The sequence below is a fragment of the Kitasatospora sp. NPDC097691 genome (genome assembly GCF_040302665.1).
GTDB lineage: Bacteria > Actinomycetota > Actinomycetes > Streptomycetales > Streptomycetaceae > Kitasatospora.
Map to the genome: position 1 here is coordinate 158,334 of NZ_JBEORY010000011.1, position 10,140 is coordinate 168,473.

11 protein-coding genes are annotated in these 10,140 nt (G+C 74.7%); 6 read left to right on the forward strand and 5 right to left on the reverse strand.

The window, feature by feature from the left end; translation table 11 throughout:
- Positions 1–48: 48 nt before the first annotated feature.
- Positions 49–1,062 carry a GNAT family N-acetyltransferase gene (locus tag ABTY56_RS11145; protein ID WP_350628259.1) on the forward strand — a complete coding sequence of 338 codons (1,014 nt, stop codon included), beginning with the start codon at positions 49–51 and terminating at the stop codon, positions 1,060–1,062.
- 158 nt (positions 1,063–1,220) lie between these two features.
- Complete coding sequence (locus ABTY56_RS11150; RefSeq protein WP_350628260.1) at positions 1,221–2,093, forward strand: transglutaminase family protein; 873 nt, start codon at positions 1,221–1,223, stop codon at positions 2,091–2,093.
- Positions 2,094–2,106: 13 nt separating this feature from the next.
- Here the strand turns inward: ABTY56_RS11150 and ABTY56_RS11155 are convergent, their stop codons facing one another.
- On the reverse strand, positions 2,107–2,736 hold the full coding sequence (locus ABTY56_RS11155) for a response regulator (protein WP_350628261.1): 630 nt from the start codon (positions 2,734–2,736) through the stop codon (positions 2,107–2,109).
- 111 nt (positions 2,737–2,847) lie between these two features.
- Between ABTY56_RS11155 and ABTY56_RS11160 the strand changes: the two genes are divergently transcribed.
- On the forward strand, positions 2,848–3,801 hold the full coding sequence (locus ABTY56_RS11160) for a MerR family transcriptional regulator (protein ID WP_350628262.1): 954 nt from the start codon (positions 2,848–2,850) through the stop codon (positions 3,799–3,801).
- Positions 3,795–4,295, forward strand: coding sequence for a GNAT family N-acetyltransferase (locus ABTY56_RS11165; RefSeq protein ID WP_350628263.1), 501 nt, complete (start codon positions 3,795–3,797; stop codon positions 4,293–4,295). The genes ABTY56_RS11160 and ABTY56_RS11165 overlap by 7 nt, the downstream gene beginning before the upstream one ends.
- 47 nt (positions 4,296–4,342) lie before the next feature.
- On the opposite strand, the gene ABTY56_RS11170 is transcribed toward ABTY56_RS11165, so the two are convergent.
- Genes ABTY56_RS11170 through murJ form a run of 3 tightly spaced genes read right to left on the reverse strand, consistent with a single transcriptional unit; the run spans position 4,343 to position 6,785 of the window.
- Positions 4,343–4,693 (reverse strand): hypothetical protein, encoded by a 351-nt coding sequence (locus tag ABTY56_RS11170; RefSeq protein WP_350628264.1) that lies wholly within the window; start codon positions 4,691–4,693, stop codon positions 4,343–4,345.
- A gap of 14 nt (positions 4,694–4,707) precedes the next feature.
- Positions 4,708–5,025, reverse strand: a complete 318-nt coding sequence (locus tag ABTY56_RS11175; RefSeq protein ID WP_350628265.1) for a hypothetical protein — start codon at positions 5,023–5,025, stop codon at positions 4,708–4,710.
- A complete protein-coding gene (gene murJ / locus ABTY56_RS11180; protein ID WP_502893076.1) occupies positions 5,022–6,785 on the reverse strand; it encodes a murein biosynthesis integral membrane protein MurJ in 1,764 nt (587 codons plus the stop codon). The genes ABTY56_RS11175 and murJ overlap by 4 nt, the downstream gene beginning before the upstream one ends.
- A gap of 143 nt (positions 6,786–6,928) precedes the next feature.
- Here murJ and ABTY56_RS11185 point away from each other — a divergent pair, with 143 nt between their 5' ends.
- Together ABTY56_RS11185 and ABTY56_RS11190 are read left to right on the forward strand one after the other, a co-directional pair.
- Positions 6,929–7,594, forward strand: coding sequence for a response regulator transcription factor (locus ABTY56_RS11185; RefSeq protein WP_350628266.1), 666 nt, complete (start codon positions 6,929–6,931; stop codon positions 7,592–7,594).
- 2 nt (positions 7,595–7,596) lie between these two features.
- A complete protein-coding gene (locus tag ABTY56_RS11190) occupies positions 7,597–9,006 on the forward strand; it encodes a sensor histidine kinase (protein ID WP_350628267.1) in 1,410 nt (469 codons plus the stop codon).
- Here ABTY56_RS11190 and ABTY56_RS11195 read toward each other — a convergent pair.
- The coding region (locus ABTY56_RS11195) for a sensor histidine kinase (protein WP_350628268.1) at positions 9,003–10,140 on the reverse strand (1,138 nt) is incomplete at its 5' end. The genes ABTY56_RS11190 and ABTY56_RS11195 overlap by 4 nt on opposite strands.

Here is a 10,140-nt window from a genome sequence, read left to right on the forward strand (position 1 = left end):
CCCCTAGTATCGCGGGTCGGAGACCGCAAATGCACAGGAGGTGGCCACATGGCGACGGGCAACCCGGTGGACGGCCGTCCGGAGGTCCGGATAGATCGCTCTGACGTGGGACGACGCGTGTCCGTCCGACGCCTCGGCGAGTTCGTGGACGACCGTCCGGTGTTCCGGGATTCGATCGGCGTGCTCACATCGTGGGACGATCATGGATTGACGATCGTGCCGCGGTCCGGGGATCCGGTCTTCTTGCCGGAGAAGCTGCTGGTCGCGGGCAAGGTCGTGCCGCCGTTTCCCGCTCGGCGCGCCCCGCTGCCGGTCGCGACGCCGGTCGAGCTGCAGCGGATCGCGGGGCGCGGCTGGCCGGCCGTCGAGCAGGAGCCGCTCGGCGAGTGGACGCTGCGCGCCTCGGCCGGGTTCACCCGGCGGGCGAACTCCGTCCAGGCGCTCGGGGACCCGGGGCTGCCGCTGCCGGAGGCCCTGGCGGCCGTCCGCGCCTGGTACGCCGAGCGCGGGCTGCCCTCGTACGTCGAGGTGATCACCCCCGGGTCGCCGGAGGAGCTGCGCACGGAACTCGACCGGCTGGGCGCCGGGTACGCGCCGACCCTGGTCCGCACCGGCCCGCTGGCCGGGCTCGCGCGGGCCGGCAACGGGCTCGACCGGGTGCGGCTGTCCCGGACGGCCGACGAGGCGTGGCTGTCGCTGTACCGGCGGGTGAGCGGCGACCGGAAGGTCGAGGAGGCGGCGCGGCGGGTGCTGCACGGCGGGCCGTCGGTCTGGTTCGCCACCGTGCCGGGAGCGCCCGGGCAGCCGCCGCTGGCGATCGGACGCTGCGTCATCGAGGGGGCCTGGGCCTGCTTCGGCGCGATCGAGGTGCAGCCGTACGCGCGGCGGGCCGGGCTGGCGACGGCGGTCATGGCGGTGCTCGCCTCGCGGGCGGCCGAGGAGGGTGCGACCGGCGGATACCTGCAGGTCGAGGCGGAGAACGCGGGGGCGATCGCGCTCTATGACGGACTCGGCTTCACGACCAGTCACACTTACCACTACGCCCGTCTTCCCCAGGGGTAGCGGTCGGGTCGGTCCGTCCGCTTGTCTGTCCCCGCCCCGCCCGTCCGTCGCCCCCTGTCCGCCAGTCGTCCTGTCCGTCCGCCAGTCGTTCCGTCCGCCAGTCGTCCAGCCCGTCCGTCGTCTTGTCCGTCCGCCGTACGAAAGCCGTCGCCGTCACCGTGACCGAGCAGAGCAGAGACCGCTTCCGGACCGCCGCCCGCGCCGAGCAGCCCGACCCGGTGCTGCTCTGCCTGCTCGCCGCCGCCGAGCACGGCCCGGCGCTCGACCCGGGCGATCCCGGCGAGCCGCCGGGCGTGGACGCCCTGCTCGCCGCCTGCGAGGCCGCGCTGGACCGGCACGCGGCCGCCGTCCGGCTGGCCGTCGCCGAGCGCGCGCCCGCCGGGCCCGAGGAGACCGCCGCCCTGCTCGCGGCCGTCCTCGGCGGGCGGGAGCGGTTCCACGGGCGACAGGCGGACTACCGGCGACTGGAGTCCTCACTCCTGCCCGAGGTGCTGCGGCGGCGGCGCGGGCTGCCGATCATGCTCTCGCTGGTGTGGATGGCGGTCGGTCGGCGGGCCGGCCTCACCATCCACGGCATCGCGCTGCCCGGCCACTTCGTGGTCGCCGTCGGCGGGCCGGCCGGCGGCGATGACTACGTCCTGGCCGACCCGTTCCACGGCGGACGGCTGCTCGACCCCGAGGACGTCGAGGATCTGGTCGCCGCCGCCGGGCACGAGTTCACACCCGCCCTGCTCACCCCGGCCCAGCCCCTGGACGTCGTGCTGCGCGTGCTCGGCAACATCCGCGCCTGGGCCTCCGACCGTCCCGAGCAGGCCCGCACCCAGCTCTGGGCCACCGAGCTCGCCCTGCTGCTGCCCCGCCACCCCGCCCAACTCCGGCTGGAGCGGGCCGAACTCCTCGTCCGCACCGGGGACTTCCTCGGCGGCTCGGCGGAGATGGACGCGTACGCGCAGATCCTGGACGCCTTCGACCCGGACGGCGCCGCCAAGGTCCGGCAGGAGGCACGGGCGGCCCGGCACCGGCTGAACTGAGCTCCGGCAGGGGCTACAGCCAGCCCTTCTCGCGGGCGATCCGGACCGCCTCGGTGCGGTTGCGGGCCTCGGTCTTCTGGATCGCCATCGACAGGTAGTTGCGCACCGTGCCCTCCGACAGGTGCAGCCGCTTGGCGATGTCCGCGTTCACCGCGCCGTCGGCGGCCGCCGCCAGGACGTCCCGCTCGCGCGGGGTCAGCGGGTTGGCGCCCTCCGCCAGCGCGGCCGCCGCCAGCGCCGGGTCGATCACCCGCTCGCCGCGCAGCACCCGGCGGATCGCCTCCGCCAGCTCGGCGGCCGGCGCGTCCTTCACCAGGAACGCGTCGGCGCCCGACTCCATCGCCCGGCGCAGGTAGCCGGGGCGGCCGAAGGTCGTCGCGATGACCACCTTGGTGTGCGGCGCCCGGCGGCGCAGCTCGGCGGCCGCCTCGATGCCCGTCATCCCCGGCATCTCGATGTCCAGCACGGCGACCCGCACGTCGTTCGCCAGCACCGCCGCCACCACCTCGTCACCGCGCCCGACCTGCGCGACGACGTCGATGTCCCCTTCGAGCCCGAGCAGCGCCGCCAGCGCCTCCCGGACCATCCCCTGGTCCTCGGCGAGCAGCACGCGGATCGAGGCCCCGTTCTCAGTGTCGTCCATGGCCCTGACCTTAGGGGGCGGGCGGGCGGGCCGGGGCGGGCAGGCTGGCCGAGCGGGCGGGCTGGCAACGGACTTGAGTCTCCGGTAGGGGGAGAGTCCACAGTGGTGCCCATGGACGGCAGCTCCCCGGACGGCATCCGGTACTCGATCGGCGACCTCGCCCGGCGCACCGGGCTCACGGTCAAGACCATCCGGTTCTACGCCGACACCGGCCTCGTGCCGCCCACCGACCGCACCTCCGCCGGCTACCGGCGCTACGACGTCCACGCGCTCGCCCGGCTGGACCTCGTCCGCACGCTGCGCGAGCTCGGCCTCGACCTGCCCGCGATCCGCCGGGTCCTGGAGCGGGAGTCCCCGCTGCACGAGGTCGCCGCCGCGCACGCCGAGGCGCTGGAGGTGCAGATCGGCACCCTGCGGCTGCGTCGGGCGGTGCTGCTCGCGGTCGCCCAACGCGGTTCCACCCCAGAGGAGATGAAACTCATGCACAAACTCGCCAAGCTCTCCGACGCCGAACGCCGGCGTCTCGTCCACGACTTCATCGACGAGGCCTTCGGCGGCCTGGACGCCAACCCCGAGTTCGTCGCCATGATGCGCGCCGCCATGCCCGAACTGCCCGACGAGCCAAGGCCGGAGCAGGTCGAGGCCTGGGTCGAGCTGGGCGAACTCGTCCAGGACCCGGACTTCCGCGCGGTGGTGCGCAGGATGGCCGAGCGCCAGGCCGCGGAGCGGGCGGACGGGGACCGCGGCGGCCTGCACACCCGGCTCACCGCGACCGTACGGTCCTCGGTGGGCGCGGCCCTGGCGGACGGCATCGCCCCCGACTCCCCCGCCGCCGACCCCGTCGTCGACTCCCTCACCGCCGCCTACGCCGAGGCCTTCGACCGCCCCGACGACGCCGACCTCCGGCGGTGGCTGCTGGACCGCCTCGGGATCGCCGACGACCCGCGCGCCGAGCGCTACTGGCACCTGCTGGCGACCGTCAACGGCTGGCCCGCTCCGGAGAGCCTGCGGGAGGTATTCGAGTGGCTCGGCGAGGCCCTGCGGGCCAGACTGTCGGGATGCTGAGCCTGGAACCCCTCCGCCCGGACCACGCCGAGACCCTGCTGGCCTTCGAACGCACCAACCGCGCGTACTTCGCCCGCAGCGTCCCCGACCGCGGGGACGACTACTTCGCAGGGTTCCCGGCCCGGCACGCCGCGCTGCTCGCCGAACAGGCCGCGGGCACCTGCCGGTTCCACGTGATCAGGGACGCGGACGGCGAGCTCGTCGGCCGCGTCAACCTGGTCGACGTCGCCGACGGCTCCGCCGAGCTCGGCTACCGGGTCGCCGAAGCCGCCGCCGGCCGCGGGGTCGCCTCCGCCGCGGTCGCCGAGGTCTGCCGGCTCGCGGCCGGCCCCTACGGTCTGCGCCTCCTGACGGCGGCCACCACCGTCGACAACACCGCCTCGCAGGCCGTGCTCGTCCGCAACGGCTTCCGCTTCGAGCGCGAGTTCCTGCTCGACGATCTCCCGGCCCTCGCCTACCGCCGTGACCTGGACGACCTGCGCCCGGTGCAGTAGCCGGAGCGGAGCACCGGGCGGCCACGGCCGGGCCGGGGGCGGAGCGGTCAGAGCCAGCGCAGGGCGGCGTCGACGCTGTCCGAACCGCTGGTGTTGAAGGCGATCGCGGACCGCGGCGCATGGCGGCGGACGAGGTTGACGACGAGTTCGAAGAACGGCAGGGCCGGTTCGGGCTTGCGGATGCCGCCGCCGATGACGACCACGTCCCACCCGTGCCCGTCGAGCGCGGCGACGATCGCGGGCTCGGCCGTGGCGTCGGGGGCGACCAGGGTCATCGCGGCGTCGATGCCGTGGTCGGCGAAGCGGGCGAGTTCGGCGTCGAGGACGGCCCGCATGGCGTCACCGTCCATGCCGGGGACGGAGTGCGGGTCGAAGCCGAGAACGAGAACGGTGGGCATGTCCGGAAGGACGATCAGGCGGCCTCGCCGGGTTCCCCGCGCAGGAAGCGGGCGGCGTCGGCCAGGGTCAGCTTGGGGTCGGTCCAGGAGCAGACCTCCAGGCGGGAGAGTCGCCCGTCCTCGGCGAAGAGGAGGACCTCGCCGTCCTCGCCGAGGTCCTCCTCGGCCGCGATCTCCGGGCGGGCGGCGGGGTCGGGGCCGGTGAAGTGGACGGTGCAGCCACAGGCGCAGCGGGCCCGGATGCTCAGGTGCGGGACCTGGGCGCGCAGCGGGTGGCCGTCGGGCAGGAGGACGTCGAGGGTGTGGCGGACGTCGGCGGGGAGCTGGTTCATCGGCGGCGCAATCGCGTGGTGAGGGCGGACAGTTCTTCGATGCGCAGGAGGTGCGCGAGGAGCAGGTAGACGACGGCGAGGGCGGCGCCGGCGGGCAGCAGGCCGTAGCGGGCGGTCCACCAGGCGGCGGCCGCGGCCGGGAGGGCGGCGGCGAGCAGCTTGAGGTGGGCGCCCAGCACGCGCAGCGGGCCGAGGCGTCGGCGCAGCAGCAGGTGGGCCGCCACGCAGGTGAGCAGGAAGGAGCCGCCGTAGCAGCCGGCCATCCCGGTGACGACCCAGCGCAGCGGCAGCAGCCGGTGGCAGAGCAGGGCGCCGAGCACGGTGGCGGCGACGGGCAGGAGGTTGAGCAGGAAGGGCGTGCGGCTGTCGCCGAGCGCGTAGAAGGTGCGGGTCAGCGCGTACGCGGCCGAGTAGAGGACCAGGCCGGGCGCGAAGGCGGCCAGCATGCCCGCGATGGCCTGGACGTCGGCGGAGCCGGTCCGGCCGTGGCCGAAGGCGAGGGCGCACAGCTGCGGTGCGAGGACGGCGAGCGCGCAGGCCGCCGGGACGGTCACCACCCCGATCGTGCGGACGGTCCGGGAGAGGATCGCGCGGACGGCGCGCGGGGTGTCGGCGGCCGCACTGAGCGCGGGGACGGCGGCGGTCACCAGGGACACCGTGATCACGCCGTGCGGCACGATCCACAGCAGGTACGCGCTGCTGTAGGCCGTGTACCCGACGCCGGGCAGTCCGGCGGCGGCGGCCTGCGAGCCGGCGAGCGTGGACAGCCGGGTCACCACCCAGTAGCCCACCTGGTCGCTGAGCACCAGCAGCAGCGTCCACCCGGCGGCCCGCAGCGGCTCGCCGAGCCCGGCCTGCCGCCAGTCCCAGCGCGGCCGCAGTCGCACCCCGGCGGCCCGCAGGCAGGGCAGCAGCACCAGGCTCTGCACCACCACGCCCGCCGTCGTCCCGGCGCCCAGCACCGTCAAGTCGGCGGCGGAGAAGGACCGTTGTCCGACGTACGCACCGAACACCCCGATCACGACCAGGTTGTTGAGCACCGGCGCCCACGCCATCGGCGCGAACCGCTGCCGGGCGTTGAGGAGTTGGCCCAGCACGGTGAACAGGCCGTAGAAGAACACCTGCGGCAGGCACAGGTAGGCCAGCAGCACCGTACGGTCCAACTGGGCGCCGCCGTACGAGGTGTACGCCCGGACGACGAGCGGCGCGGCCGGCACCACCACCGCCGTCAGCACCAGCAGGGCGGCCACCAGAACCGTCACCAGCCGGTTGACGTGCGCCGCCCCGCCGTCCGCCGACTCCTTGGCGGCGCGCACCAGATGGGGCACCAGCGCGGTGTTCAGCGCGCCGCCGATCAGCAGCACGAACAGGATGTTGGGCACCGTGTTCGCCACGTTGTAGCCGTCCGCGAGCACCCCCGAGCCCAGGACGGCCACCAGGACCGCCGAGCGCACGAAGCCGGTCGCCCGGGACACCACCGTCCCCACCGCCATCACCAGGCTCGGCGGGACGGTGCGCCGCGGCTTGCGGTGCCGGGCGGACGGAACGGACGGAAGGGACGGGGCCGTGGGAACAGGCGGAGCCGACGGAACGGGCCGACCGGGCACGCCCACCGCCGACCGCACGCCGGGTGGCACCGGACGCCGGGGCGCGGAGCCCCCGCCGACACGACCGCTCGGGGCCGCGTGCTCCCCGCCGGACCTCGGCTCCCCCCGGGGCCCGAGCTCACGGGCCCCGACGGCTTCCTGAAGAACGGTCATCCGCCAGCCCCTCTCGCTCCGGGCACCGGCCCGAACAGGCCGGCGAGAACGGCGAGAGCATGCGTCAAGTGCCCTGAAGCGAGCCTGAGAAAGCTGAAGACCGCTTAAGGAACGGATCCGGCGCCGGTGGCATCCTGATCCGCATGGAAATTCTGATGGTGGAGGACGATCCCCAGGTCGCCGCGGCCGTACGGCGCGGTCTGGAGGCCGAGGGCTACACCGTCGACCTCGCCCCGGACGGCCTCACCGGCCTGCGGCTGGCCCGGCGGCACGCCTACCGGGCGATCGTGCTCGACATCATGCTGCCCGGTCTGAACGGCTACAAGGTGTGCGAGGCGCTGCGCGCCGAGGGCGTGACCACCCCGATCCTGATGCTGACCGCCAAGGACGGCGAGTACGACGAGGCCGAGGGCCTGGACACCGGCGCCGACGACTACCTCACCAAGCCGTTCTCCTACCTGGTCTTCCTGGCCCGCCTGCGCGCCCTGATCCGCCGCAGCCAGACCCCCGGCCCGCTGCTGCGGGTGGGCGAGCTGTGGCTGGACCCGGCGGGCCGCCGCTGCGGCCGCGGCAGCGCCGAGATCACCCTCACCGAGCGCGAGTTCGCCGTGCTGCGCTGCCTGGCCGAGCACCCCGGCGAGGTGCTGTCCAAGCGCCGGATCGTCGACGAGGTGTGGGACATCGCCTTCGACGGCGAGGAGTCCATCGTCGAGGTGTACGTCAGCATGCTGCGCCGCAAGGTGGACTCCCCGTTCGGCGTCCGCTCGATCACCACCGTGCGCGGCGCCGGCTACCGACTGGAGGCCTGACCGTGCTCAGCCGCCTCTCCACCCGCCTGCGCACCTCGCTGGCGGCCGGCCTCGCGGCCCTGCTGCTGCTCGGCGGCGGCGCCTGGTGGCTGCGCAGCCGCTTGTACGACGCCCAGCTGGCGGCCGCCGAGTCCGAGGCGCAGGCGCAGGCCCGCGAGCTCAGCAACGGCTTCAAGTACGGCCGGCAGCTGGCGAACAACGGGCAGCTGCCGTACCTGGTGCTGGACAGAGGCGGCCAACTGGTCCTCATGGGCGGCCCGCTGACCACCCAGCACCTGGTCGGGCCGCTGCCCACGCTCGTACCGGACCTGGCGCCGGACAACTGGCAGTCGGTCCAGCGGATCGCCATCGGCCCCGTCGGCACGGCCGCCGCCAACCGCTACTCGGGACGCACCTTCGTCGCGATGGGCGCCTGGAGCCCGCTGCTGGACAAGGACGGACTGCAGCCGAAGCCGGGGAGCAGCCCGTTCACGATCTACGTGCTGGCCACCCCGTTCGCGGCCGAGGCCTCGCTGCACACCATCGACCCGGTGCTCCGGGTCGGCGTGCCCGCCGCGGCGCTGCTGGTCGCGCTGATGGCCTGGGTGGCGACCAGCCGGGCGCTGCGCCCGGTGGAGGCGATCCGCGCCGAGCTGGCCGAGATCGGCGAGCACCGGCTGGACCGCCGCGTCCCGGTGCCGCCGTCCGGCGACGAGATCACCAGGATGGCCCGGACCACCAACGCCACACTGGACCGGCTGGAACGCTCGGCCGCCCAGCAGCAGCGCTTCGTCGCGGACGCCTCGCACGAGTTGCGCAGCCCGATCGCGGCGCTGCGCACCAACCTCGAAGTCTCGCTGGCCCACCCCGAGCGCACCGACTGGCCGGCCGCCACCCAGGAGGCGCTCACCTCGGTCGAGCGCCTCCAGCAGCTCACCGAGGACCTGCTGTTCCTGGCCCGGGGCACGCACCCGGCGACGGCCGGCCAGCTCACCACCGTCGACCTGGCCGCCGTGCTGCGCGAACTCGCCGACCAGTACCGCCCGGTCCTCGACGCCCGGCTCGTCCTGCGGGTGGACACGCCCGAGGCGGTCCTGGTGCGCGGCAGCCGGATCCGGCTGCACCGGCTGGTGCGCAACCTGCTGGACAACGCCAAGCGGCACGCGGCGACCGAGGTGGTGCTGTCCGCGCGGCAGACCGCGTTCGGCTGCGTCCTGGAGGTCCGGGACGACGGCCCGGGCGTGCCGCCGGAGGACCGTGAGCGGATCTTCGAACCGTTCACCCGGCTCGACGAGGCCCGCAGCCGGGACGCCGGCGGCAGCGGCCTGGGCCTGGCCATCGCGGCGGACGTCGCCACCCGGCACGGCGGCACCCTGCGCGTCGCCCACGCGCCGCGCGGCGCCCGCTTCGTACTGGAGCTGCCGTCCGCCTAGCCGGCCCGGTCGGCCCGGTCGGCCCGGTCGGCGGCCGAGGACTCGGGTGCGACGGACACCGTCCGCAGCGGCACCGAGGCCCGCAGCCGGAAGCCCCTGCCCCGCTCCCCCGGCCCGGTCTCCAGCCGCCCGCCGACCAGCGCCAGTCGCTCCTCCAGCCCGGACAGGCCGTTCCCGGGCTGGGACTTGCCCGGCCCGCGTCCGTCGTCGGCGATCTCCAGGACGGCGTAGCGCTCGCCGCTCGCCTCCCAGTTCTCGTCCGCCGTCACCGTGCAGACGGTGGCGCCCTCGCCGTGCCGGACGATGTTGGTGACGGCCTCGCGCAGCGCCCAGGCCAGCGCGCCCGCCTCCTCGTCGGCCAGCCCCGGCCAGCGGTCCACCAGCTCCGGCGCGACCTCCAGCCGGACCTGGGCGGCGGCCAGCGCGGTACGGGCGGCGGCGATCTCGACCGGCAGGGTCGGGCGGCGGAAGCCGGTCACCGCCTCCCGGACGTCGATCAGCGACTGCCGGGCGACCTGCTCGATGTCGGCGACCTGCGCTCGCGCCGCCTCGTCCTTGCCGGCGTCCATGAACCGTCCGGCCAGCTCGCTCTTCAGGGTGATCAGCGAGAGCGAGTGCCCGAGCAGGTCGTGCAGGTCGCGGGCGAGCCGCAGCCGTTCCTCGGAGGCGGCCAGGTGCGCGACGGCGGCGCGGGCCTCGCGCAGTTCCTTCATGGTGGCGACCAGCCGCTGCAGGCCGGTCATCGCGATGCCGGAGAGGAAGCCGCTGAGCGCGAAGGTGGCGATGTTGTCCGTACTGGCGTGGATGACGAGGCCGACGGCGGCGATGAGCCCGGCCATGGCGGCCAGGGCGCGCAGCGCGTACCGCGCCGGTGTGATGATCGCGACGCACACCGAGGCGTAGATGAAGAGGGTCAGGAAGGCCTCGCCGAGCACGACGGAGGACGCGACCGCGAGCACCACCATCAGCGCGACGATCACCCGGCAGGTGCGCGGCCACATCCCCTGGGTCGAGCGGAAGATCACCAGCAGGACGTAGCTGCCCACGAAGAAGCCCAGGCAGATCCAGCCGAGCACCCGCGCGCCCGTGCTGTGCCCACCGTTCACCAGGCTGCTCACCGGGTAGGCCAGGTAG

What these genes read in the sequence shown, in the direction of transcription:
- ABTY56_RS11170 (WP_350628264.1), bottom strand. Translation starts at nt 4,693, where the DNA reads ATGCCCACCGTTCTCGTTCTCGGCTTCGACCCGCACTCCGTCCCCGGC.
- ABTY56_RS11145 (WP_350628259.1), top strand. Translation starts at nt 49, where the DNA reads ATGGCGACGGGCAACCCGGTGGACGGCCGTCCGGAGGTCCGGATAGAT.
- murJ (WP_502893076.1), bottom strand. Translation starts at nt 6,785, where the DNA reads ATGACCGTTCTTCAGGAAGCCGTCGGGGCCCGTGAGCTCGGGCCCCGG.
- ABTY56_RS11165 (WP_350628263.1), top strand. Translation starts at nt 3,795, where the DNA reads ATGCTGAGCCTGGAACCCCTCCGCCCGGACCACGCCGAGACCCTGCTG.
- ABTY56_RS11185 (WP_350628266.1), top strand. Translation starts at nt 6,929, where the DNA reads ATGGAAATTCTGATGGTGGAGGACGATCCCCAGGTCGCCGCGGCCGTA.
- ABTY56_RS11160 (WP_350628262.1), top strand. Translation starts at nt 2,848, where the DNA reads ATGGACGGCAGCTCCCCGGACGGCATCCGGTACTCGATCGGCGACCTC.
- ABTY56_RS11155 (WP_350628261.1), bottom strand. Translation starts at nt 2,736, where the DNA reads ATGGACGACACTGAGAACGGGGCCTCGATCCGCGTGCTGCTCGCCGAG.
- ABTY56_RS11175 (WP_350628265.1), bottom strand. Translation starts at nt 5,025, where the DNA reads ATGAACCAGCTCCCCGCCGACGTCCGCCACACCCTCGACGTCCTCCTG.